Raw genomic sequence first — 23,855 nt, 5'->3', positions numbered from 1 at the left:
GATGTAGCCCCGGCAGGCACCGCGCCGCCGGGGAAAATGCCGGATAACGCTGCACGTATCCGGCCTACAACACAGGGGCCTTACTGCTTTTTCGAACGCATAGCCGCCTGATGTCCTGCAAGCGTACCAAAAATAATGATATCTGCCACTGCGTTACCGCCGATACGGTTACCGCCGTGGATCCCGCCGACCACTTCACCGGCCGCAAACGCGCCTGGCAGCACGTTGTGCTTGCTGTCCAGCACGCAGGTTTCGGTGTTTATGGTCACGCCGCCCATGGTGTGGTGCACGCCCGGTGCAATCTGAATGGCGTAGAACGGCCCTTCATTGATAGGCGCGCGCAGCGCGGTGGTACGACCAAAATCGTCATCATGCTGTTTTTCAACGAAGCCGTTGTAACGTTCCAGCGTCGCGAGGAAAGCGTGGTAATCCATACCCAGCGCTTCAGCCAGGGCTTTTGGCGAGCTGGCGCTGGTCACGAAACCTTTTGCGATGTACTCATCCGCGGCTTTGTTTTTGGCACGTACGTGCTCGTCAAAGACGATGTATGCGTATTTCTCCGGCAGCGCGATGATTGACGCCGAGACCTTATCGCGGGTCGACATTTCGTTGTAGAAGCGTTCCCCTTTCTGATTGACCAGAATCGCCCCACCGCCGCGAATGGATTCGGAAATCAGGTACGAGGTGTTCTGCTCAACGGTTGGGTGAATCTGAATTTCGCCCATATCCACGGTACCCGCCCCGATGCGCTCCAGCAGCGCGATGCCGCCGCCGGTTGCCCCTTTGTGGTTGGTGGTGACGAACCCTTCCAGATCCGGACGGTATTTCACCACCATCTGGCTGTTGGCGCTGAAACCACCGGTGGCGACAATCACGCTTTTGGTTGCCACGGTGACGGTTTCGTTCTCTTCGGTGGTCAGACGTACGCCGGTCACTTCGCCGTTCTCGAAGATAATGTCGCTGACGGAGGTATCCAGCATCACCTCGATGTTGCGTTTGTTGACGTTACGCACCAGGCCGCTGATCAGATAGCCGCCCACCGCAGAACCGTCTTTTGGACGGTGAGTACGGTCGATGCTCATCCCGCCGGTGGTGGTGATGTCGTTCAGCATGATGCCACGCGTTGCCAGCCACTCAATTGCCTGCGGCGCGTTTTCGACGAAGCGACGCAGCAGTTCCGGGTTGTTCTTGTTGCCGCCGCCTTTCAGGCTTTCCTGATAGAACAGCTCCTTGCTGTCCTGAATGCCCTTCACGCGCTGGAAGCGGGTTTCGGCGGCGTTCATACCGGCAGAGGCTTTAATGGTGTTCCCGCCGATGGTCGGCATTTTCTCGACAATCAGCACGCTCGCGCCTTCGTCGTGAGCCTGGATCGCTGCCGCCAGACCGGCGCCGCCGCTGCCGACAACGACCACGTCCACGCTGCGGGTTTCGTTCGGGTCGACGCCCTCTTCCGCGGCCAGCGCTTTGCTGGATTTCAGCATCGCTTTAGAGACCGCTTTCTTCACCGCTTCACTCTGGCTGGTTGCGCCGGTGATAGCATCCACGTGCGGGGTGTTGGCATCCAGAATGCGGGTACGGATCTCTTCAAAGCTGGTCACAAACTCAACGTCTTCGCTCGGGCCGGAGGCCAGTTCGATGTCCGCAATGCGGTCGGTTTCCAGACTGACGTTAATCACCAGTTCGTTAGCGTCATCCTGCACTTTCTCTGCAAAGGTACCCGGTTTGAATTTGGATTCGCCAATGCTCATGTCGCGGATCATCGCTTCTACCAGCGAGAAGCGCCACAGCGGTTCAGGAATGCTGAGCTCTTCGCGTTTGGTGCTGTCCATAAACAGCTCCAGGCTTTCCCCGGCCGCAATGCGGTCTGTCCAGTCCGGATAAGCGATGGTGGCGCGGCCAACGGCAATCAGGTCGTAACCGTGGTCCAGCGCTTCATTCACATCGGAAGCATTCACCACGCCGCCCACGCCCATGACCGGAACCTGCGCCAGCGTTTCAGAACGCATCGCGCAGTATTTTTCGATAAGCGGGGTTGGATCCTGGGTGTCGACAATGGAAGGACGCAGGGTCGCGCCGACGGAGAAGTGCAGATAGTCCACGCCGCGCGCCGCCAGTTTTTCCAGCAGGTACATGGTGTCGTCAAAGCGGATGCCCGGGACTTCCATCTCTTCAGGGGAGAAGCGGTAGCCAATAATAAACGCGTCGTCCGCGTACTGGCGCACCATTTTGTGGGTAATGTCCAGCACGGCCAACGGGAACTTCGCGCGGTTATTGCGGCTGCCGCCCCACTCGTCATCGCGCTGGTTTGAATTAGGTGAGTAGAACTGCTGAATCAGATAGGTGTTTGCCCCGTGGATTTCCACGCCGTCGAAACCGGCCTGGATGGCGCGACGCACCGCCTCACCAAACTTGCCGATCATGCCTTCCACTTCTTCTGCGGTCAGAGCAACCGGCGTTGCGGCACCTTCACGCGGCGCGGCTACGGCGCTCGGGCCAACCGGGGTGCGGCCACCGATCAGTTTCGGGTCAACCATGCGGCCGCCGTGGTAGATCTGCAGCAGCGCCTTAGATCCTTTGGATTTAATGGCTTCTGCGATTTTCGCCAGCCCGGCGATTTTCTCGTCATTATCAATACCGATGGCACCCGGGAAGGCGAGACCGAGATCGTCGACGAAGCAGCATTCCACAATGATGGTGCCAATGCTGCCGGAACGGGCACGATAGTACTCCACCAGCTCGCTGGTGACGGTGCCGTCAAAATAGCCGGTACAGGTTGTCATAGGGGCCATTAACAAACGGTTTTTCAGTTCAGTACCATTCGGTAATGTGAAAGGGCTAAGAATGCGTTCGTTAGTGCTCATAATAGAAACTCCAAACTTTTAAAAATTAAGAATTCGTTATCGGATTGATTTTTTATTTCGTCGTTATTTGCCGATGTCATGATATTAATATAATGATTTTTTTAGTTTCTAAAGTTATTACGTTAGTTAAAAAACTATTTAATCCCTTCGATAACACAAATAACACATTGGTGTTAGCAATTGTAATTCAGCCATTCACAATAATTTAAAATTCGTTAAATGATTAATGGTAAAACCAATTCACCAAAACAAAATTAAAATCAATAAAAACAATACTCTACAAACACACCAAAATCTAACCTGTTAAAAAAATGATAAAAAATATGCCAAAAAAAGGCAATAACCACATACGCCAGAGTGGTTATTAATAAAAGCATAAAAATAACGCTGCAATTCTATTTTTTTGATCGCGATCAATAGTTATGGCATTCAAAAGCGCAATATAAAAACATCATCATTTTTTAATTTAGCGCACACAAAAACGTGTTAAATCGTTATTACTGAAAATACAAGAAAGCACCTTTAATAACTAAAAAAAGCAAAGAAACTAAATAAAGTGCCTTTTCATTGTGACCGAATTTTTGACAACTTAAGACGTGAAACTATGAATACAAAAACTGCTGTAACGCCCCCTGTGGCGAACCAGGCATCAAATGGAAACGCAAAACGATTGCTGATGATGGCGCTACCCGTCATCGTCGCCGTACTGCTGCTGTTTGTTCCCGTTCCTGACGGCTTGCCGCCTTACGCATGGCACTACTTCGCCATCTTTGTCGGCGTGATCGTCGGTCTGATCTTCGAACCGCTGCCGGGTGCGGTGATCGGCCTGACCGGCGTGGTCGCCATCGCCCTGTGCAGCCAGTGGGTGCTGTTCAGCCCCGATCAACTGGCTGACCCGAAATTCAAACTGGCGGGCGCCTCCTTTAAATGGGCGGTGAGCGGGTTTGGTAACTCTACCGTCTGGCTGATTTTCGGTGCCTTTATGTTCGCCGCAGGCTATGACAAAACCCGCTTCGGCCGCCGTCTGGCGCTGATTCTGGTGAAGTACCTCGGCCGTCGCAGCCTGACGCTCGGTTACGCCATTACGTTTGCTGACCTGCTGCTGGCACCGTTCACCCCGTCCAACACCGCGCGCAGCGGCGGAACCATCTACCCGATTATCGCTAACCTGCCGCCGCTGTACGGTTCAAAACCTAATGACCCAAGCGCGCGTAAGATTGGTTCATACCTGATGTGGGTGGCGATCACCGCCGCCTGTATCACCAGCTCAATGTTCCTCTCCGCCCTCGCGCCAAACCTGCTGGCCCTGGCGCTGGTGAAAAGTACGGTTGGGATTGATATCTCCTGGGGCACCTGGTTCCTCGCCTTCCTGCCGCTGGGTATCCTGCTGATTCTGACCATGCCGCTGCTGGCCTACTGGTTCTACCCGCCAGAAGTCAAAGTGAATAACGAAGTGCCGCTGTGGGCGACCCGCGAGCTGGAAAAACTGGGCAAACTGTCCCGCAACGAAATTCTGCTGCTGGTGTTCGTGTGCTGTGCTCTGCTGATGTGGATCTTCGCCGCCGCGTGGATTGAGCCTGCCATGGCGGCCCTGCTCATCGTCGGTCTGATGCTGTGGACCGGCGTGCTGGAGTGGAACGATATCACCGGTAACAAGGCCGCATGGAACACCTTCGTCTGGTTCGCCACCCTGGTTGCGCTGGCGGATGGCCTCTCCTCTACCGGCTTTATCAGCTGGTTAGGTAAAGAAGGCGGTCTGCTGATGAGCGGTATCTCTCCGGGCGTGGCGACCATCGTTCTGCTGCTGGCGTTCTACCTGCTGCACTACCTGTTTGCCAGCACCACAGCGCACACCACGGCGCTGCTGCCAGCGATGCTGACCATCGCCTCCACCATCCCTGGCATGAATATGGAAGTGTTCGTTCTGCTGATGGTGACTTCGCTGGGCGTGATGGGGATCATCACCCCATACGGTACTGGCCCAAGCCCGATTTACTACGGTAGCGGCTACCTGCCAACCAAAGACTACTGGCGCCTCGGCACCATCTTCGGTGCCATCTTCCTGGCGGCCCTGCTGCTGATTGGTTATCCGTGGATGTCCATGATGTTCTGATTCCTGACCGCCGGACGTTTCCTCCGGCGGTTTTATTTTTGTGGAGCAATACTATGTCGAATAAACCGTTTTTTTATCAGAACCCCTTCCCTCTTTCCCATGACGACACCGAATACTACCTGCTGACCAAAGAGCACGTCTCCGTTGCCGAATTCGACGGTCAGGAAGTGCTGAAAGTGGAGCCGGAAGCCCTGACCCTGCTGGCGCAGCAGGCCTTCCATGATGCCGCGTTTATGCTGCGTCCTTCCCATCAGAAGCAGGTTGCCGCCATTCTCAACGACCCGGAAGCCAGCCAGAACGACAAATACGTTGCCCTGCAGTTCCTGCGTAACTCTGAAATTGCCGCAAAAGGCGTTCTGCCAACCTGCCAGGATACCGGCACCGCGATCATCATGGGCAAAAAAGGCCAGCGCGTCTGGACCGGCGGCGGTGACGAAGCGGCGCTGAGCCAGGGCGTGTATAACACCTACATTGAAGATAACCTGCGCTACTCGCAGAATGCGGCGCTGGACATGTATAAAGAGGTGAATACCGGCACCAACCTGCCCGCGCAGATCGATCTCTACAGCGTGGACGGGGACGAATACAAATTCCTGTGCATGGCAAAAGGCGGCGGTTCTGCCAACAAAACCTACCTCTATCAGGAAACCAAAGCGCTGCTCACCCCGGCGAAGCTGAAAAACTACCTGGTTGAGAAGATGCGCACCCTGGGCACTGCGGCCTGCCCGCCTTACCATATCGCGTTTGTGATTGGCGGTACGTCAGCGGAAGCCACGCTGAAAACCGTGAAGCTCGCTTCCACGCGCTACTACGACGCGCTGCCGACGGAAGGTAATGAACACGGCCAGGCGTTCCGCGACGTTCAGCTCGAACAGGAACTGCTCCAGGAAGCGCAGAACCTCGGCCTCGGCGCGCAGTTCGGCGGTAAATACTTCGCCCACGATATCCGCGTGATCCGCCTGCCGCGCCACGGCGCCTCCTGCCCAATCGGCATGGGCGTCTCCTGCTCCGCAGACCGCAACATTAAAGCGAAGATCAACCGCGACGGGATCTGGATTGAGAAGCTGGAACACAACCCGGGCCAGTATATTCCTGAATCACTGCGCCAGCAGGGCGAAGGCGACGTGGTGAGCATCAATCTGGACAAGCCGATGAAGGAGATCCTGGCACAGCTTTCCGCGCACCCGGTCTCTACCCGCCTGTCGCTGAACGGTACCATCATCGTGGCGCGCGATATTGCCCACGCGAAGCTGAAAGAGCTACTCGACAACGGTGAAGAACTGCCGCAGTACGTTAAAGATCATCCGATTTACTACGCAGGCCCGGCCAAAACGCCGGAAGGCTACGCGTCTGGCTCACTCGGCCCGACCACGGCTGGCCGTATGGACTCGTATGTGGACTTACTGCAATCCCACGGCGCGAGCATGATCATGCTGGCGAAAGGCAACCGCAGCCAGCAGGTAACCGACGCCTGTCATAAACACGGCGGCTTCTACCTGGGCAGCATTGGCGGCCCGGCGGCGGTGCTGGCGCAAAACAGCATTAAGAGCCTGGAATGCGTCGCATATCCGGAGCTGGGAATGGAAGCCATCTGGAAAATTGAAGTCGAGAACTTCCCGGCGTTTATCCTGGTGGATGACAAAGGCAACGATTTCTTCCAGCAGATCCAGAACAAACAGTGCGCGGGTTGTTCACAGCGCTAGGTTGAGACAGTCCGGGTGGCGCAACGCTGCCCGGCAGTCGCAGAAAGACATGCGCCTGCGTCATGTCACAAAACCGTGATATCAGCCACTTAGCAAAACGTGGTGAATAAAAAATCAATTAATTGTTAAGTTATTGTTGTCATTAATTGTATTTATCCCGCGAAGGCTATTCATGCAAAAAGTGCATCAGCCGATGCGGCATTTGCGCTTATCTATTTCCTCATCCTGATCCAGTTTTCAAAAACAGACGCGTAAAACGTCAACAATAAACTGGAGATAACCATGTTTTCCTCAACCTCACCTGCAACCGTACGCTCGAAAGCGGGCGCCATACTTCGCGTGACGTCCGGCAACTTTCTTGAGCAGTTCGATTTCTTTCTTTTCGGCTTCTATGCCACCTACATCGCCCACACGTTCTTCCCGGCAAGCAGTGAATTTGCGTCGCTGATGATGACCTTCGCCGTCTTCGGCGCGGGCTTTTTGATGCGTCCAATAGGCGCCATCGTGCTTGGCGCATATATCGACAAGGTGGGGCGCAGAAAGGGGCTAATCGTCACGCTTTCCATCATGGCGGCGGGGACGTTCCTGATCGTGCTTATCCCCTCTTATCAAAGCATCGGTCTGTGGGCGCCGCTGCTGGTGCTGACGGGCCGTCTGCTGCAGGGCTTTTCCGCCGGTGCGGAGCTTGGAGGCGTCTCGGTTTATCTGGCTGAAATCGCCACGCCGGGGCGCAAAGGGTTTTACACCAGCTGGCAGTCCGGTAGCCAGCAGGTCGCCATTATGGTCGCCGCGGCGATGGGCTTTGCCCTGAATGCCCTGATGGAGGAGAGCGCCATTCGCGAATGGGGCTGGCGCATCCCGTTCCTGTTCGGCTGCTTAATCGTGCCGTTTATCTTTTTCCTGCGCCGCAAGCTGGAGGAGACGGAAGAGTTCAGCGCGCGCCGCCAGCATCTGGAGATGCGTCAGGTCTTTAAAACGCTGCTCGGCAACTGGCAGGTGGTGGTCGCAGGCATGCTGATGGTAGCGATGACCACCACCGCGTTCTACCTGATCACCGTCTACGCCCCCACCTTTGGCAAAAAGGTGCTGATGCTCAGCGCCTCGGACAGTCTGCTGGTCACGCTCCTGGTGGCGATTTCTAACTTCATCTGGCTGCCGGTGGGCGGCGCGCTGTCGGATCGCTTCGGGCGCAAGCCGGTGCTGATTGCCATGGCCCTGCTTGCGCTGGCGACCAGCTACCCTGCCCTGACGCTGCTGGCGAGCGCGCCCAGCTTCTCCATGATGCTGATCGTGCTGCTGTGGCTCTCCTTCCTCTACGGCCTGTACAACGGCGCGATGATCCCGGCCCTGACGGAGATTATGCCTGCTGAAGTGCGCGTGGCGGGGTTCTCTCTGGCTTACAGCCTGGCAACGGCGGTCTTTGGCGGCTTTACCCCGGTCATGTCCACCGCGCTGATTGAATACACCGGTGACAAAGCCTCGCCTGGCTACTGGATGAGTTTCGCTGCCGTGTGTGCCCTGCTGGCCACGCTCTACCTCTACCGCCGCCGCGCGGTATCGCTGCAAAACACCGTCAAGTCACAGGGGGCAGTATGAAACGCACCTATCGCTTTACCGCCAGCGCGCTGGTGCTGGCGCTTCTGAGCGTTAATGCCTGTGCCCAGGACGTGAAGGTCATGATTTCAGGCGGCTTCAAGGCCGCCCTGGAAAAGCTGGCCCCGGACTATGAACGCCGGACCGGGGATAAAATCGTGATTATCCCCGGACCCTCAATGGGCGCTACGCCGCAGGCGATCCCAAACCGACTGGCGCGCGGCGAGAAAGCCGACGTGGTGATTATGGTGGGCGATGCGCTGGAGAAGCTCGAAAAAGCCGGCCAGACCCAGCCGGGTTCGCGAACGGAACTCGCGGACTCCCCCGTTGGCATGGTGGTGAAAAAAGGGGCGGATGTCCCTGATATCAGCAGCGAGGCGGCTCTGCGTAAAACGCTGCTGCAGGCCAGCTCCATCGCCTACTCTGACAGCGCCAGCGGCAGGTACGTCAGCCAGACGTTGTTCAAAAAGCTGGGGATTGAAAAGGAAGTGGCGGATAAAGCGACAATGGTCGAGCGTATCCCGGTCGCCTCAGAAGTGGCGAAAGGAAAATACACCGTCGGTTTCCAGCAGGTGAGCGAGCTGCTGCCGGTTCAGGGCGTCACCTTTATCGGGAAAATCCCGGATAATCTGCAGTACATCACGCGCTTCGCGGGTGCGGTCACCCGTCACGCAGAATATCCCGCGGAGGGGAAAGCGCTGCTAACCTATCTCGCCTCACCGCCCTCCAGGGACGTCATCCAGAAGACGGGAATGATCCCCGTTACGTCCGGCGATACTGCTCGGTGATCTGTTTTTCCAGTTCAGCCGCAATATAGGACTGGATGCGCCCCCGGCGCCGGATAAGCCCCACGGTGCGTTTCACTTCCGGCGCCACCAGCGGCAGATGCGTCAGCAGCGTGTGCTCTGACGTCGGCATCGACATGGCGGGAACGGCAGCAATGCCGATCCCCGCCTCTACCATACCGAGCATCGTGGTAACGTGGCGCGTTTCGCATACGCTAGGGCGGTCGGGAACGATATCCCCCAGCATCCGATCGAGCAGGTTACGGTTACCTGACGTTTTATCGAGGGAGATATAATCCTGCTGGTAAAAGGCCTGCCACGTCAGATGACTCTTCTGCGCCAGCGGGTGATCCTTTCGGCACGCCGCAACATAGACATCCTCCACCAGCGGGAAAAATTCGATGTCAGACGGCAGGTTTCCTGCGAAGCTGATGCCAAAATCCGCCTGGCTTCGGGCCACGGCGTCAATCACATTCCCCGCGCTGCTGTCGATGAGCTTAATGCGAACGCGCGGATAGCGAGACTGAAAACGACGGATCACATCGGGCATAAAGTAACAGGCCGCGGACGGTACCGTGGCAACCGTGATCAGCCCCGTCCGCTCTTCGCTGACCTTATCGACATCCGCCAGCATTGACTCAACGTTGTCGAGCAGCTGCGCGGAGCGTTCAGCAAAGTTTTGCCCGTATAACGTTAAGGCCACGCGGCGGGTGGTACGGTCAAACAGCCGGTTTCCCAGCGCGGCTTCCAGTTTTTCAATCCTGCGGCTCAGCGCCGACTGGGATAAGCAGATAGATTCAGCGGCGACACGGAAGTTACCGTATTCCACTAACGCTCTGAAAGCATAAAGATCGTTAAGGTCAAAATTCACGGGCATAGCGTCTGGATGTCCTGTCGGGGAATACGCAGCAAAGTCAAAAATAATAGCGTCTTATTGACCCACCGCAACCGGCGCAGTGTTGAAATACGTCAGAGCTCGTTGAGATGCAGGCGAATATACCCGGCGCGGTCGGCAATGGCCTGCCGCTCCTCTTCCTTCATGTCCGCAAGCTGTTTAAAGACGATGCCCAGGCGGGGATTGTTACCCAGACGCGCCTGGTTGCGCGCAAAGAAATCCCAGTAAAGGGCATTGAAGGGGCACGCCAGCTCTCCGGTACGCTGGGTGTGCTGATACCGGCACCCCTGACAGTAATTACTCATCTTGTGAATGTACGACGCGCTCGAAACGTAGGGCTTACTGGCCAGCAATCCGCCATCGCCAAACTGGCTCATCCCGAGGGTATTGGGCAGCTCTACCCATTCAAAGGCATCAATGTAGACACCCAGATACCATTCATGAACAGCCTGCGGCGACAGGCCGCTGAGCAGGCTAAAGTTCCCGATGACCATCAGGCGCTGGATATGGTGGGCGTAAGCCTCGGTGAGCGACTGTCCAACGGCATGCGCCAGGCAGCGCATCTGCGTCTTGCCGGTCCAGAACCAGTCCGGCAGCGGGGCGTGCTGGTCTAAGGCATTCAGCTCCCGATAGCCCGGCATCTGCGACCAGTAGATCCCACGCACGTATTCCCGCCAGCCGAGAATTTGTCGGATAAACCCTTCAACGGCAGGCAGCGGCGCATGGCCCGAACGCCATGCCTGCTGGGCGGCAGCTACCACTTCCCGCGGATTAAGCATTTTGGTATTCAGCGCGAATGAAATTAACGAGTGGAACAGAAAAGGTTCCTCAGCGTGCATCGCGTCCTGCCAGGCGCCGAACTGGGGGAGCACGTGAGCGATAAATTCATCCAGCCTGGCTTTGGCTTCCGAACGGTTGAGCGGCCAGCGAAAATTCCCGGCCTGCGGTTCGCCGAAGGTCATTACGCCGCAGCGCTGGATCTCCGCCCATAAGGCTGAATAATCGTGGCGCGGACGCGAATCCTCCGGTGCGGGCGGCTCGCCGGACCAGCGTTTGCGGTTTTCGGCATCATAATTCCATTTCCCCCCTTCCGGCTCGCCTTCTGAGGTTAACAGTACGCCGTGCTGACGACGCATTTCCCGGTAAAAGTACTCCATTCGCCAGCTTTTGCGCGTCGCAAAGAACGCGCTCACCTGTTCACGGGTAGTGAAGAAATGCTCGCTGCTGACGCAGGCCGTTTCGACGGACGCCGCTTTCGCCCACGTCTGGAGCTGCGTATCCAGGCGCCATTCGTCGGGCTCCTGCCATATCACCCTGTCGGCGCCGTAATGCGCGACCAGCGCGTTGAGATTGTCTTCCAGCGCGCCGCGGTTTGAGCCGTCAGAGAGCCGGACATACCTCACCCGATGCCCCTTCTCCTTTAACGCAGTGGCAAACGCGCGCATGGCCGCAAAAATGGCGATCACTTTCTGAGCGTGATGAAGCACGTACGCGGCTTCTGCCCGCAGCTCCAGCATCACGTAAATGACATTTGGATTGCAGGCATCAAACCAGCTGTGGTGCGGATTAAGCTGATCGCCGAGGATCAGGCGCAGTTCGGTCAACGGTGGCTCCTGCGACAGCGCTCGGAACAGTATTTGACCTCATCCCAGCATTTCGCCCATTTCTTGCGCCACGTCATAGGCCGCTGGCAGTGCGCGCACGCACGGCTGGGCAGACTCTGCTTGTTACCTTTGAAATCGCTCATCTTTTCAATACCGTACTGATTTCTTCACTGAACCTGTGGGCTAAGGCTACGACAGACTTCACAAAATGAAGGTGATGCCCGTAAACCGCTACCCACCGCTACGTACGAATGATAGTTTATTCAGGCTGGAATTGTCGCAGTGAGCGATTTTCTGGCATCTTAACCAAACCTGACTTTCCCATTTTTGTTCAAGTGACGAGTTTGCGAGCAAAGCGATGATAAAGTGGCCCTGGAAAACGAATGAAGCTGGCCGGGATATGGCGCTGCCATGGGATGACGCGCTGACGATCCCTGTTCTGGCTAATCTTAAGCCGGATGAACAAGCGAAACTGGTTCAGCTGGCGGATCGTTTTTTACAGCAAAAACGTCTGGTTCCACTGCAGGGTTTCGAACTCGATCCCCTGAAAAACGCGCGTATCGCCCTGCTTTTCTGTCTGCCGGTGCTTGAGCTCGGCATTGAGTGGCTGGACGGTTTCCACGAGGTGCTTATCTATCCCGCGCCGTTCGTGGTGGATGACGAATGGCAGGACGATATCGGGCTGGTGCACAACCAGCGCGTGGTGCAGTCCGGACAAAGCTGGCAGCAGGGGCCGATTATCCTGAACTGGCTCGACATTCAGGACTCGTTCGATGCGTCCGGTTTTAATCTGGTTATCCATGAAGTGGCGCATAAGCTCGATACCCGCAACGGCGATCGCGCCAGCGGAGTTCCGCTGATCCCGCTTCGCGAGGTGGCGGGCTGGGAGCACGATCTGCACGCGGCGATGGATAACATTCAGGATGAAATAGACCTGGTGGGCGAAAGCGCGGCCAGCATTGACGCCTATGCGGCAACCGACCCGGCCGAGTGCTTTGCGGTGCTCTCGGAGTATTTCTTCAGCGCGCCCGAACTCTTCGCGCCCCGCTTCCCGGCGCTGTGGCAGCGTTTCTGCCAGTTTTATCAGCAGGATCCGCTCCAGCGTCTGCGGCAAAATGAGGAGTCTGGCGGCCATTCCTCCCGCCAGATCCATTAAGGCTTTTCAGAAGGGGTCCGCTCGGTTGAGCGTACCCCTATGCTCAACGCTAAAAACAGCACTGCCATTCCCCACGCGGCCACCGTCAAAGACTGCTCGCCGTAAAAGCGCGTCACCACGGGCACCAGCAGCGCGCTGACGCCGTAGCCTAACGTGTGGCTGGTGGCGATGACGCCCGCCCCTTTCCCGGTGGTCAGCCTGTCGTTCAGCAGAAGCTGGTAGCCCGGCGTGGCCATCGCCGCCCCGAGTGAAGTGATAACAATCCCCACGTAGAACAGCGTTAAACCCGCGACGGTCATCAGCCCAAGCCCGGCCACCATCAGCACCGCCGCGATGCAGAGCAACGTCACCGGGGTGAAATGCTGCGGGCGGACCACCAGAAACTGCGCCGCGAGCGTGGCCAGCGCGGCCAGGCTCAGCAGAAGCGCAACATGATGGCTGATCTCCCGGGCGTTGCCCTCCAGCAGGGGGCTAAGATGCGGTGACAGGCCAAGCTGCATCAGGCTCACCAGCGCCGCCAGCAGCAGCGCCAGCAGCAGGAACGGCAGCATGGAGGCCTGCAGACGGGTTGCCTGGTGCGCCACCGGCGGCAGCGGCGGGTCTGCGGCTTCGCGAAGCACCAGCAGCAGCGCGATTAACGGCGCGATCGCCATTAGCCAGAGCGGCGCCACCGGGCTGACGCTGAGCATTAGCGCCGCCAGCGGCGGGCCGAGCAGACGTCCGCAGCTGAGGCCGGAGCTTATCGTCGCCAGCGCCGCCATTCTTTTCTCCAGCCCCGCACGCTGAATAGCCCACGTCTGGGCCGCAGGCACCAGCCCCGACACAGTCAGTCCGTAAAGCAGACGTGAAAGAATCAGCCCCGCCAGTCCCCAGAAAGTATCCAGCCTTCCGGCCGCCATCGCCCAGACCACCAGCGCCATGACGGCGAAACTGGCCAGATAGCCGCTCAGCGAGGCCAGCATCACGGCCTTACATCCCCGTCGCTCGCTCTGGCGTCCCCACCAGGGCGAGGCCGGTAAAAAGAGCATGGTTCCGAACATCAGCAGACCGGCCCAGACCGAGAGCGACAGCCCGGTCAGGGTCACCAGCTGCGGGAGCATCACCAGCAGGCCGTTTTGCCCGATACCTAATAAACCCGCACATAACGCCAGGGGCCAGTTGGCTTTTGAGGTGACGTTTTCGGTCAATGTTTCTGAGTCAGCGCGCATGAGAATGTAAACATAGTGTCAATAAATGTGTGGAAATCATGAAGTTTATGAAAACAAATATTGCAAAAATGGTTGCGACTGTAAACAGAATGAATATCATAACGAGAATTATTATCAATCATGGAATGAGGTACATCTATGCGTGCTCTGCCCCGCTCTGCCGGTACAGACGTTGCAGCCCAGTGTTTTTTAAACGCCCTGTTGCGCGAAACGAAGGACTGGCGCTATCTCCCCGCTACCGCTGCGGATGCGTTACCGAACATTCATATCCCGCTGTCCCAAACCCAGGCGCTTCGTGTTCCGGTACGCTATTTCTCTCCCACCCAGCATCATCAGTACCGTTTCCCGGCAACGCTTATTCAGAGCAACAGTGATGACGGTGACGCCGTCACATTTGACCAAATGGTTGATTTAATTCTTGAAAAACCATCAGTTAAAGGCTCGCTGGATGCCGATACGCTGGCGCGTTTTAAGCAGCGCGTTCTCGAAAGCCATGCGCACACCTGGCAGGCGATCGATCTGCGCCACAGCTGGGCAAACCTGCGCGATAAGCCGCTGACGTTTGCCGACGCGGAACAGGCGCTGCTGGTCGGCCACGCGTTTCACCCTGCACCGAAGTCGCACGAGCCGTTCAACGAAACCGAGGCGCGTCGCTATCTGCCCGATTTCGCCTCCCGCTTCCCGCTGCGCTGGTTTGCCGTTGAGAGCACGCTCGTTGCCGGCGACAGCCTGAACGTCTCCCTGCGCGAGCGTCTGCTGCGCTTCGCGGCCCAGAGCGCGCCTGAGCTGCTCGGCCACTTCACCGACACCCGCTGGCTGCTGCCGATGCATCCGTGGCAGGCCGACTATCTGCTGGAGCAGGACTGGTGTCAGCGTCTGGCGGAAAACGGTACATTGCAGGATCTGGGCGAAGCGGGCGCGCAGTGGCTGCCTACCAGCTCCTCCCGCTCGCTGTACAGCGAAACCAACAGCGACATGATTAAGTTCTCCCTCAGCGTGCGCCTGACCAACTCCGTGCGCACGCTGTCGGTCAAAGAGGTTAAGCGCGGAATGCGCCTGGCGCGCCTGGCGAAAACGGAACGCTGGCAAGATTTACAGGCTCTCTACCCAACCATGCGCGTGATGCAGGAGGACGGCTGGGCGGGGCTGCGTGACGAAAGCGGCGTTATTCAGGAAGAGAGCCTGATGGCCCTGCGCGTCAATCTGCTGTTCGATACGCCAGACACCCAGACCAACGTGCTGGTGAGCCTGACCCAGGCCGCGCCGGACGGCGGCGACAGCCTGCTGGCTTCCGCGGTGCGCCGTCTGAGCCAGCGTCTGGATTTACCGCTCGCCCAGGCCGCCCGCTGCTGGCTGGACGCTTATTGCGACCGCGTGTTGCTCCCGCTGTTCAGCGCCGAGGCGGACTACGGTCTGGTCCTGCTGGCGCACCAGCAAAATATCCTCGTTGAGATGCAGCAGGATTTCCCCGTCGGGCTGATCTACCGCGACTGCCAGGGCAGCGCGTGGACCGAAGGGGCCGACGCGTGGCTGAAAGAGGCGGGCGAAACGGAGGTGGAAAACCGCTTCGGTGAGAGCCAGCTGCTGCGCTACTTCCCTTATTACCTGCTGCTGAACTCTACCCTTGCCGTCACCGCCGCCCTCGCCGCTGCCGGTTTTGACAGCGAGGAGAACCTGATGTCCCGCGTGCGCGACGCGCTGGCCGAACTGCGCCGCACGGCAAAGCAGACCCGCTGCCTCGACTACGTGCTCGACAGCCCGACCTGGAACTGCAAAGGCAACTTCTTCTGCTACCTGCACGATCGCAATGAAAACACCATCGCCGATCCGGCGGTGATCTATTTCGACTTTAGCAACCCGTTTTACAAGGAGAAGGCGTAATGGCAATCGCGAATATCGTCCATTCCGGCTACGGCTTTCGCTGCACCGCAACGGATCGCGCGCTGCCGCTGACGTTGGGTCTCGACGGCAGCGCGGTGCTGGAGCGTCTGAATGGGCTCCCGGACGGCTGGCTGGTCGAAGCCCTGGATCAGCTGTTTGTTGCCGCACCCGCGCTGACCGGCATTACCCTGCCCTGGGCGACCTGGCAGGATGCCCCCCAGGCGCAGGCGCTGTTTAGCCTGGCCCACGGGGACTATCTGGCACGCGAAACCTTCTGGCAGCTGCCGCTGTGGCTGAAAGGCGAACGGCCGCAGGCCAGCGGCGGGATGCAGTTTGATGAGAGCCGTCAGCTGTATTTCCCGCTGCGTCCTCACCGCCCGCAGGGCGAAGTGTACCGTCGCTACGATCCGCAAATTAAGCGCACCCTCAGCTTCCGCGTGGTCGACGTGGCGCTGGACGGCGAGCGCTTTACCCAATGGATGAACAACCCGCGCGTGAACGCCTTCTGGGAGATGGCGGGCCCGCAGGCCGAGCAGGAAAGCTACCTGCGCCGTCAGCTTGACTCGACCTACTGCTACCCGGTTATCGGCTGCTTCGACGACCAGCCGTTCGGCTATTTTGAGCTCTACTGGGCGGCAGAAGATCGCATTGGCCGCCACTACCGCTGGCAGCCGTTTGACCGCGGGCTGCACATGCTGGTGGGCGAAGAGAACTGGCGCGGCGCGCAGTACATCCGCAGCTGGCTGCGCGGCCTGAGCCACTATCTGTATCTCGATGAACCGCGCACCGCGCGCATCGTAGCCGAGCCGCGCTTTGACAACCAGCGCCTGTTCCGCCATCTGGCCTCCGCCGGTTTCGACACGGTGAAAGAGTTCGACTTCCCGCACAAGCGCTCGCGCCTGATCATGAGCCAGCGCCACCGCTTCTTCAGCGAGGTGGAACTGTGAACGCGCTCTGGCAGAAAGTGAACCGCGAGATGGTGGCAAAGATTCTCGCCGAGCTGGAGTACGAACGCACCCTGCGCGCTGAGCCGGTTTCGTCGGACCTCTGGCGCATCGCCATAGGCAACGAGTCCTGGCAGTTTCGCGCCGCGCGCGGGATCTGGGGCTGGCTGCATATCGACCCGGACAGCCTGATCGCCGCCAGCGGCGATGCCGTGGAAGCGGAACGCGCGCTGCTGCAGCTGGCGACGGTGCTGGAGATGAGCGACGCGCAAACGGCAGAGCATATGGAAGATCTCTACGCCACGCTGCGCGGCGACATGCAGCTGCTGCAGGCGCGTGAAGCGCTGGACGCGGACGCGCTGATCCACCTCGACCCGGACGAATTACAGTGTCTGATGAGCGGTCACCCGAAGTTTATTTTCAACAAAGGTCGCCGCGGCTGGGGCCTGGACGCGCTGCGTCAGTACGCGCCCGAGTATCGCGGACGTTTTCGCCTGCACTGGGTCGCCGTTCAGCGCGAGCATCTGGTCTGGAGCAGCGACGCCGATTGCGAGATCAACGCTCTGCTGGCGAGCGCCATGGACAACGCCGAGCGCGCCCGCTTTGACGCCCGCTGGCAGGCGCTGGGTCTCAACGACGGCTGGCTGCCACTGCCGCTGCACCCGTGGCAGTGGCAGCAGAAGATCGCCGTTCATTTCCTGGCCCAGCTGGCGCGCGAAGAGATGGTTGAGCTGGGCGAATTTGGCGACGAGTATCTGGCGCAGCAGTCCCTGCGCACGCTCACCAACGCCAGCCGTCGCGCGCCGTATGACATCAAGCTTCCGTTGACCATCTACAACACCTCCTGCTATCGCGGCATCCCGGGCAAATACATTGCTGCCGGGCCGCTGGCTTCGCGCTGGCTTCAGCAGCAGTTTGCCACCGACGCCACGCTGATCCGCTCCGGTGCGCAGGTGCTTGGCGAACCCGCTGCCGGCTATCTGTCGCATCCGGGCTATGCCGCATTGCCGAAAGCGCCCTACCGCTATCAGGAGATGCTGGGGGTGATCTGGCGCGAGAATCCGTCCTGTTATTTAGAAGACGGTGAACAGGCGGTGCTGATGGCCGCGCTGATGGAAACCGACAATGCCGGGCGCCCGCTGATCGACGCGTGGATTAAACGCTCGGGGCTAAGCGCCGACGCATGGCTGGAAAAGCTGTTTGAGGCAACGGTGATCCCGTTCTATCACCTGCTCTGCCGCTACGGCGTGGCGCTGATCGCCCACGGCCAGAACGTGACGCTGGTGATGAAGGATTACGTCCCGCAGCGCATCCTGCTGAAAGATTTCCAGGGCGATATGCGACTGGTGGATGAGGATTTCCCGCAGGCCCAGAGCCTGCCGGAGCAGGTGAAGGCCGTCACGGCGCGCCTGAGCGCGGATTACATCATTCACGACCTGCAAACCGGCAACTTTGTGACGGTGCTGCGCTTTATCTCGCGCCTCACCCTGCAATGCGGCGTGAGCGAAACGCGCTTCTACCAGATTCTGGCCGGAGTTTTACGGGAGTATATGGCGGCGCACCCGGATCTGGCAGAGCGCTTCGCCAAATTCGATCTCTTCAAGCCGCAGATTATTCGCGTGATCCTCAACCCGGTCAAACTGACCTTCTCCGAACACGACGGCGGCAGCCGCATGCTGCCGAACTACGTCACCGACCTTGATAACCCTCTTTTTCTCGCCTCCCGGGAGTCAGCGCAATGAAAACCTATGATTTCATCGGCATTGGTATTGGCCCGTTTAACCTCAGCATCGCCGCTCTGGCCGAAGGGCTGGACGGCTTTAGCTCGCTGTTCCTTGAGCGTAAACCGCACTTCTCCTGGCACCCGGGAATGATGGTGCCGGACTGCCACATGCAGACCAGCTTCCTGAAGGATCTGGTCAGCGCCGTGGAGCCGACCAACCGCCACAGCTTCCTGAACTATCTGGTGCAGCGCAAAAAGTTCTACCGCTTCCTGACCACCGAGCAGCGCACCGTCTCCCGCGAAGAGTTTGCGGACTACCTGTGCTGGGCGGCGGATAACCTCACCAACCTGGCCTTTAGCCAGCAGGTGCAGCAGGTGAGCTTTGATGAGAAAAACGGCCTGTTTGAGGTGGTGACCCAGCGCGACCGCTTCCTGGCGCGGCACGTCTGCGTGGGGATTGGCAAACAGATCAACCTGCCTGACTGCGTTACGACGCAGGACGATACCTGTTTCCACGCCAGCGAGATGATGCTGCGCACGCCGGATCTCACCGGCAAGCGCGTCACCGTCGTCGGCGGCGGCCAGAGCGGGGCCGACCTGTTCCTGAATATCTTCCGCGGCGAATGGGGCCAGCCGCTGAGCCTGAACTGGGTATCGCGCCGCAATAACTATAACGCGCTGGATGAAGCCGCCTTTGCCAACGAGTATTTCACGCCGGAGTACGTGGACAGCTTCTCCACGCTGGGCGAAGAGGCCCGACGTCAGATGCTGCACGAGCAGAAGATGACCTCCGACGGCATCACCACCGAGTCCCTGCTGGCGATTTACCGCGCCATGTACCACCGCTTCGAAGTGCTGCGTGAAAAACCCTGGGCGCACCTGATGCCGTCCCGCTCGGTGACGGCCCTGACGCGCCAGGAAAACGGACATCGCCTGAGCATTCAGCATCACCTCGACGGCGGCCGCGAGCAGCTGGATAGCGACGTGGTGATTTTCGCCACCGGCTACCGCGCCGTGCAGCCCGCGTTCCTCGCGCCGCTGTCTCACCGCCTGCATCTGGACACGGACGAAGCCTTCTGCATTAACAACGATTTCACCCTCGAATGGGACGGCCCGCAGAGCAACCGCCTGTTCGCCGTGAACGCCGGGATGCACCGTCTCGGCATTGCCGAACCCCAGCTCAGCCTGATGGCCTGGCGCGCGGCGCGAATTCTTAATCGCGCGCATGCCGACGAGCCGTTTGAGCTGGCCACCACACCCGGCGTTATCCACTGGCGCACAACCACCAGCCCGGACAGCAGCCCGGTTTTTAAATCATTAGCAAAAACCACCGAGTACTGACACACACAATCAGGATCAACATAACAATGAAACGTTCTCATCTTTGGGTTTTAAATCCTTGCTTGCTTGCAATGCTTTCTACCTCTGCGTGGGCGGAAGAACAAAAGGAAGAAAATATCGTTGTCTCCGCCAGCCGCGCGCACCGCAGCGTGGCGGAGATGGCGCAGACCACCTGGGTCATTGAGCGGGCTGAAATTGAGCAGCAGGTTCAGGGCGGGAAAGAGATTAAAGAGGTGCTGGCGCAGCTGATCCCGGGCATGGACGTCAGCAGCCAGGGCCGTACCAACTACGGCATGAACCTGCGCGGCCGCTCCATGATGGTGATGGTGGACGGCGTTCGCCTGAACTCGTCCCGCAGCGACAGCCGCCAGCTGGACTCTATCGATCCGTTCAACATTGACCGTATCGAAGTGATCTCCGGCGCCACCTCGCTCTACGGCGGCGGCAGCACAGGCGGCCTGGTGAACATCGTCACCAAAAAGGGCCAGCCGGATACCGAGGTTGAGTTCCAGACCGGGGCAAAAAGCGGGTTTAATAGCCACAACGATCACGATGAGAACGTGTCGGCAGCCGTAAGCGGCGGCAACGACAACGCCTCCGGTCGTCTGTCGGTGTCCTATCAGCGCTACGGCGGCTGGTATGACGGCAAAGGCAACGAGGTGATTATCGATAACACCCAGACCGGCCTCCAGTATTCCGACCGTATTGATGTAATGGGCACAGGCACCATCAACATTGACGATCGTCAGCAGCTGCAGCTGACGACGCAGTACTACAAGAGCGAGTCCGACGGCAAGCATGGGCTGTATCTCGGGAAGAACTTCTCGGCGGTAACGGGCGATGCGACCGCGTACAACAAAGATAATCTCGATTCTGACCGCGTACCGGGTACCGAGCGCCATCTGATTAACCTGCAGTATTCCAATACCGATTTCTGGGGCCAGGATCTGGTTGCGCAGATTTACTATCGCGACGAGAGCCTGACCTATTATCCGTTCCCGACCCTGACCAAAGGCGTGGTGAGCAGCATCGGCGCGTCCCAGCAGAAAACCGATTTTTACGGCGGCAAGCTGACGCTGAACAGCAAGCCGGTGGACGATTTGACGCTGACCTGGGGTGTGGATGCCGACCACGAAACCTTCGATGCCAACCAGCAGTTCTTCAACCTGAGCAAGGCCGCGGCGAGCGGCGGCATGGAGCTGGATAATGCCTACAACGTGGGCCGTTACCCGGGCTACAGCATCACCAACCTCGCCCCGTTCCTGCAGGCCAGCTACGACATTGACGCCATCACCCTGAGCGGCGGCGTGCGTTATCAGTACACCGAGAACAAGGTGGACGACTTTGTCGGTTATACCCAGCAGCAGGCCATCGCCACCGGGAAAGCCACCTCCGCCGATGCGGTGCCGGGTGGGAAAACCGATTACAATAACTTCCTGTTTAACGCCGGGATCCTCGGTCGCCTGACCGAACAGCAGCAGCTGTGGTTTAACTTCTCCCAGGGCTTCGAAATTCCGGACCTGGCGAAGTACTACGGCTCCGGCACCTATCAGCTCAGCAACGGTCACTATCGCCTGCTGAACAGCGTCAACGTGAACGACTCGACGCTGGACGGTATCAAGGTCAACGCTTATGAGCTGGGCTGGCGCTACACCGGCGATAACCTGCGCACGCAGGTCGCGGCGTATTACTCGCTCTCGGATAAAACCATCACCATCAACAAGTCGGATATGACCATCAACCTGGAAGACGACAAGCGTCGTATCTACGGGGTGGAAGGTCAGGTGGACTATTTCTTCACCGACAGCGACTGGAGCACCGGTGCGAACTTTAACGCCATCAAGTCTGAAACGCGCGAAAACGGGAAATGGGAGAAGCTGACGGTTGACAGCGCAAGCCCGTCGAAAGCCAGCGCATGGGTCAACTGGGCGCCGGGCGACTGGACCCTGCGCGTGCAGAGCACGCAGACCTTTGACGTGTCAGACTCCGACGGCAAGAAGATCGATGGCTATAACACGGTCGACTTCCTGGGCAGCTACGCCCTGCCGGTGGGTAAGGTCAGCTTCAGCGTGGAAAACCTGCTGGACAAAGACTACACCACCGCCTGGGGCCAGCGCGCGCCGGGGCTGTATAGCCCAACCTACGGTGCGCCGGGGCTGTATACCTATAAAGGCCGCGGACGTACCTTTGGTCTGAACTACTCCGTACTGTTCTGATCCTGAGCGCCGCCTGCGGGCGGTGCATTTTGCTGTGTAATTTCAACGCGAATTTGCTATAAAATCAGCGATTTGCTGAAATTGTCGGCAAACGAAAGAAAAGTGCGTTTTCACCCTTTGACAAGGCGTACCGAGGTCGCTACTATGCGCCTCGTTCACACGATTCCTCTGTAGTTCAGTCGGTAGAACGGCGGACTGTTAATCCGTATGTCACTGGTTCGAGTCCAGTCAGAGGAGCCAAATTTGAAAAGCCTGCTTTTAAAGCAGGCTTTTTGCTTTTCTGCGTTCGGATAATTTGCCGTATGGCAAAAAGCTCCTGTCGCTTAGGGCAGCCTGGCAATCACCTTAATCTCAAACTGGAATCCGTACAGCCACGTCACGCCGATCCCAGTCAACGTAGGGTAAGGCGCTTCCCCCCAATATTCTGGCAGGATACTCCAGATTGCGTCGAGGTTTGACTCAGGATCGACGACAAAGAGGGTAACGTCAACCACGTCATCGAACGTGCAGCCCGCAGCTGCGAGAACAGCATTAAGGTTATCGAATGCCAGCCGGATCTGCGCGTTGAGATCCTCTTCAGGCGAACCATCCTCCCGGCTACCTACCTGTCCCGAAACAAACAGGAAGCCGTTAGATTTGATGGCGGGTGAATAGCGATTACGCTCGTAGAGCGCCTGTCGTCCTAATGGAAAAACGGCTTCGCGTGTTGTCATGTTTGTGCCTCTGTAATGGGGCGAAATCTGCCCGGTGAACATAAAGACACTTTACAGGTGCCAGATCGGGCGGATAAACAAGCGACTTTGTTCATCATTGTTTGTAATATCCAAACAATCTGCGAAAAGAGAGGACCTGGGATGGATCGTTTCGATGCGATGCGCGCCTTTGCTCGCGTGGTGGAGGCTGGCAGTTTCACCAAGGCTGCCCAAACGCTTCATATGAGCAAAACCACGGTGACGCAGCTTATTCAGCAGCTCGAAGCTCGCCTGCGCGTAAAGCTGCTCCATCGCACCACCCGCAGGCTCGGTGTGACTCCTGATGGCGCGGTCTACTACGAGCGCGTCATCCGCCTGCTGGCGGACATGGAAGATGCTGAAAACAGCCTGTCCAGTGCGGCAATTACGCCCAGAGGACGGCTACGGGTAGATGTGCCCACTCCTCTCGCCCGCCTGGTGCTGGTGCCCGCGCTACCGGCTTTTCACGTGCGCTACCCTGATATCCAGTTCGACATGGGCGTGAGTGACCGGGTGGTGGATCTGATCGGCGACAACGTGGATTGCGTCGTGCGCGGCGGGGGAATCAATGACCAGTCCCTGATCGCACGCCATGTTGGCGATTTGCAAATCGGTGTTTACGTCGCACCGAGCTACGTGGAACGCCTCGGCGCCCCTGCGCACCCGCGAGAGCTGGAAAACACGGACCATCGCATAGTGGGATTCTTGTCCTCACGCACCGGTAAGATTGATCCTCTGGTACTGAACGGTGAGAGTGTACGTATTGAAATCACGGGAAGCTATGTGCTTGCAGTGGATGATGGCAACGCCTACCTCGAAGCCGGGCTCGCGGGATTAGGCGTGATTGCGCTACCCGTCTATATGGCGGCAGCGCATCAGGCATGTGGTTCCTTGATTCCGCTATTTGAAGACTGGCGTATTGATCCAATGCCCCTGTATCTGGCATTTCCGCCGAACCGCCACGTTAACGCTAAACTGCGCGTTTTTATTGATTGGATCGTTGAATTGATGCAGCAGCATGTCCCCACTTCTACCCATAAGTAATTGCATCTATTCGTTCATCACCGCGAGTGACGGTCATGCTGGCGGTTTTGAAGCAGG

17 protein-coding genes and 1 tRNA gene are annotated in these 23,855 nt (G+C 58.2%); 12 read left to right on the top strand and 6 right to left on the bottom strand.

The genetic code is table 11. From position 1 onward, the window contains the following. Positions 1-80: 80 nt before the first annotated feature. Positions 81-2,861, bottom strand: coding sequence for a flavocytochrome c (locus tag ACMWLG_RS04725; protein WP_045403170.1), 2,781 nt, complete (start codon positions 2,859-2,861; stop codon positions 81-83). Positions 2,862-3,465: 604 nt separating this feature from the next. Here ACMWLG_RS04725 and ACMWLG_RS04720 point away from each other — a divergent pair. The 4 genes from ACMWLG_RS04720 (at position 3,466) to ACMWLG_RS04705 (ending at position 9,058) form a co-directional block, all read left to right on the top strand. Continuing rightward, positions 3,466-4,974, top strand: coding sequence for an anion permease (locus tag ACMWLG_RS04720; protein WP_072254576.1), 1,509 nt, complete (start codon positions 3,466-3,468; stop codon positions 4,972-4,974). 53 nt (positions 4,975-5,027) lie between these two features. Continuing rightward, entirely contained in the window at positions 5,028-6,677 is a 1,650-nt protein-coding gene (fumA, locus tag ACMWLG_RS04715) for a class I fumarate hydratase FumA (protein ID WP_045403163.1), read from the top strand. Between the two features lie 282 nt (positions 6,678-6,959). Further along, a complete protein-coding gene (locus ACMWLG_RS04710) occupies positions 6,960-8,273 on the top strand; it encodes an MFS transporter (protein WP_045356692.1) in 1,314 nt (437 codons plus the stop codon). Beyond that, a complete protein-coding gene (locus tag ACMWLG_RS04705; protein WP_045356695.1) occupies positions 8,270-9,058 on the top strand; it encodes a substrate-binding domain-containing protein in 789 nt (262 codons plus the stop codon). Before ACMWLG_RS04710 ends, ACMWLG_RS04705 begins: the two co-directional genes overlap by 4 nt. On the opposite strand, the gene ACMWLG_RS04700 is transcribed toward ACMWLG_RS04705, so the two are convergent. The 3 genes from ACMWLG_RS04700 to ACMWLG_RS04690 form a co-directional block, all read right to left on the bottom strand. After that, on the bottom strand, positions 9,033-9,932 hold the full coding sequence (locus tag ACMWLG_RS04700; RefSeq protein ID WP_045403159.1) for a LysR family transcriptional regulator: 900 nt from the start codon (positions 9,930-9,932) through the stop codon (positions 9,033-9,035). The genes ACMWLG_RS04705 and ACMWLG_RS04700 overlap by 26 nt on opposite strands. 92 nt (positions 9,933-10,024) lie before the next feature. Continuing rightward, positions 10,025-11,554, bottom strand: a complete 1,530-nt coding sequence (locus ACMWLG_RS04695; RefSeq protein WP_100245676.1) for a cryptochrome/photolyase family protein — start codon at positions 11,552-11,554, stop codon at positions 10,025-10,027. Beyond that, positions 11,551-11,697: a DUF2256 domain-containing protein gene (locus tag ACMWLG_RS04690; RefSeq protein ID WP_065454001.1), complete on the bottom strand. Its 147-nt coding sequence runs from the start codon at positions 11,695-11,697 to the stop codon at positions 11,551-11,553. The genes ACMWLG_RS04695 and ACMWLG_RS04690 overlap by 4 nt, the downstream gene beginning before the upstream one ends. A 215-nt stretch (positions 11,698-11,912) precedes the next feature. Between ACMWLG_RS04690 and mtfA the strand changes: the two genes are divergently transcribed. Beyond that, complete coding sequence (gene mtfA, locus ACMWLG_RS04685) at positions 11,913-12,710, top strand: DgsA anti-repressor MtfA (RefSeq protein ID WP_023312333.1); 798 nt, start codon at positions 11,913-11,915, stop codon at positions 12,708-12,710. On the opposite strand, the gene ACMWLG_RS04680 is transcribed toward mtfA, so the two are convergent. Further along, positions 12,707-13,918: an MFS transporter gene (locus ACMWLG_RS04680; protein ID WP_045403153.1), complete on the bottom strand. Its 1,212-nt coding sequence runs from the start codon at positions 13,916-13,918 to the stop codon at positions 12,707-12,709. The genes mtfA and ACMWLG_RS04680 overlap by 4 nt on opposite strands. Positions 13,919-14,056: 138 nt before the next feature. Between ACMWLG_RS04680 and ACMWLG_RS04675 the strand changes: the two genes are divergently transcribed. The 6 genes from ACMWLG_RS04675 to ACMWLG_RS04650 all read left to right on the top strand — a co-directional run bounded on the left by ACMWLG_RS04675 (position 14,057) and on the right by ACMWLG_RS04650 (position 22,263). Continuing rightward, complete coding sequence (locus ACMWLG_RS04675; RefSeq protein WP_045403150.1) at positions 14,057-15,799, top strand: IucA/IucC family protein; 1,743 nt, start codon at positions 14,057-14,059, stop codon at positions 15,797-15,799. After that, on the top strand, positions 15,799-16,746 hold the full coding sequence (locus ACMWLG_RS04670) for a GNAT family N-acetyltransferase (RefSeq protein WP_045403147.1): 948 nt from the start codon (positions 15,799-15,801) through the stop codon (positions 16,744-16,746). Before ACMWLG_RS04675 ends, ACMWLG_RS04670 begins: the two co-directional genes overlap by 1 nt. After that, positions 16,743-18,485, top strand: coding sequence for an IucA/IucC family protein (iucC, locus tag ACMWLG_RS04665; protein WP_047634860.1), 1,743 nt, complete (start codon positions 16,743-16,745; stop codon positions 18,483-18,485). The genes ACMWLG_RS04670 and iucC overlap by 4 nt, the downstream gene beginning before the upstream one ends. Beyond that, the gene (locus ACMWLG_RS04660; RefSeq protein ID WP_045403143.1) at positions 18,482-19,807 is read left to right on the top strand and encodes a lysine N(6)-hydroxylase/L-ornithine N(5)-oxygenase family protein; all 1,326 of its coding nucleotides are present in this window, start codon (positions 18,482-18,484) and stop codon (positions 19,805-19,807) included. The genes iucC and ACMWLG_RS04660 overlap by 4 nt, the downstream gene beginning before the upstream one ends. A gap of 26 nt (positions 19,808-19,833) precedes the next feature. Beyond that, positions 19,834-22,023, top strand: a complete 2,190-nt coding sequence (locus tag ACMWLG_RS04655) for a TonB-dependent siderophore receptor (RefSeq protein WP_045403139.1) — start codon at positions 19,834-19,836, stop codon at positions 22,021-22,023. A gap of 164 nt (positions 22,024-22,187) precedes the next feature. Then, positions 22,188-22,263 (top strand) — tRNA-Asn (locus ACMWLG_RS04650). A gap of 83 nt (positions 22,264-22,346) precedes the next feature. On the opposite strand, the gene ACMWLG_RS04645 is transcribed toward ACMWLG_RS04650, so the two are convergent. Then, entirely contained in the window at positions 22,347-22,736 is a 390-nt protein-coding gene (locus tag ACMWLG_RS04645) for a RidA family protein (RefSeq protein ID WP_023312340.1), read from the bottom strand. A gap of 141 nt (positions 22,737-22,877) precedes the next feature. Between ACMWLG_RS04645 and ACMWLG_RS04640 the strand changes: the two genes are divergently transcribed. Further along, positions 22,878-23,798, top strand: a complete 921-nt coding sequence (locus tag ACMWLG_RS04640) for a LysR family transcriptional regulator (protein WP_045403136.1) — start codon at positions 22,878-22,880, stop codon at positions 23,796-23,798. Positions 23,799-23,855: the final 57 nt, after the last annotated feature.

This window comes from Enterobacter sp. 01-M-02-SI-ECC, assembly GCF_047530595.1.
Classification (GTDB): Bacteria; Pseudomonadota; Gammaproteobacteria; order Enterobacterales; family Enterobacteriaceae; genus Enterobacter; species Enterobacter cloacae_M.
Note: the sequence above shows the minus strand (reverse complement) of the source record. Positions and strands in the feature narration are given on the sequence as shown.

Excerpts from the sequence above, each read along its gene's own strand:
- ACMWLG_RS04725 (WP_045403170.1), bottom strand. The coding sequence starts at position 2,861 with ATGAGCACTAACGAACGCATTCTTAGCCCTTTCACATTACCGAATGGT.
- ACMWLG_RS04720 (WP_072254576.1), top strand. The coding sequence starts at position 3,466 with ATGAATACAAAAACTGCTGTAACGCCCCCTGTGGCGAACCAGGCATCA.
- fumA (WP_045403163.1), top strand. The coding sequence starts at position 5,028 with ATGTCGAATAAACCGTTTTTTTATCAGAACCCCTTCCCTCTTTCCCAT.
- ACMWLG_RS04710 (WP_045356692.1), top strand. The coding sequence starts at position 6,960 with ATGTTTTCCTCAACCTCACCTGCAACCGTACGCTCGAAAGCGGGCGCC.
- ACMWLG_RS04705 (WP_045356695.1), top strand. The coding sequence starts at position 8,270 with ATGAAACGCACCTATCGCTTTACCGCCAGCGCGCTGGTGCTGGCGCTT.
- ACMWLG_RS04700 (WP_045403159.1), bottom strand. The coding sequence starts at position 9,932 with ATGCCCGTGAATTTTGACCTTAACGATCTTTATGCTTTCAGAGCGTTA.
- ACMWLG_RS04690 (WP_065454001.1), bottom strand. The coding sequence starts at position 11,697 with ATGAGCGATTTCAAAGGTAACAAGCAGAGTCTGCCCAGCCGTGCGTGC.
- mtfA (WP_023312333.1), top strand. The coding sequence starts at position 11,913 with ATGATAAAGTGGCCCTGGAAAACGAATGAAGCTGGCCGGGATATGGCG.
- ACMWLG_RS04680 (WP_045403153.1), bottom strand. The coding sequence starts at position 13,918 with ATGCGCGCTGACTCAGAAACATTGACCGAAAACGTCACCTCAAAAGCC.
- ACMWLG_RS04675 (WP_045403150.1), top strand. The coding sequence starts at position 14,057 with ATGCGTGCTCTGCCCCGCTCTGCCGGTACAGACGTTGCAGCCCAGTGT.
- ACMWLG_RS04670 (WP_045403147.1), top strand. The coding sequence starts at position 15,799 with ATGGCAATCGCGAATATCGTCCATTCCGGCTACGGCTTTCGCTGCACC.
- ACMWLG_RS04660 (WP_045403143.1), top strand. The coding sequence starts at position 18,482 with ATGAAAACCTATGATTTCATCGGCATTGGTATTGGCCCGTTTAACCTC.
- ACMWLG_RS04655 (WP_045403139.1), top strand. The coding sequence starts at position 19,834 with ATGAAACGTTCTCATCTTTGGGTTTTAAATCCTTGCTTGCTTGCAATG.
- ACMWLG_RS04645 (WP_023312340.1), bottom strand. The coding sequence starts at position 22,736 with ATGACAACACGCGAAGCCGTTTTTCCATTAGGACGACAGGCGCTCTAC.
- ACMWLG_RS04640 (WP_045403136.1), top strand. The coding sequence starts at position 22,878 with ATGGATCGTTTCGATGCGATGCGCGCCTTTGCTCGCGTGGTGGAGGCT.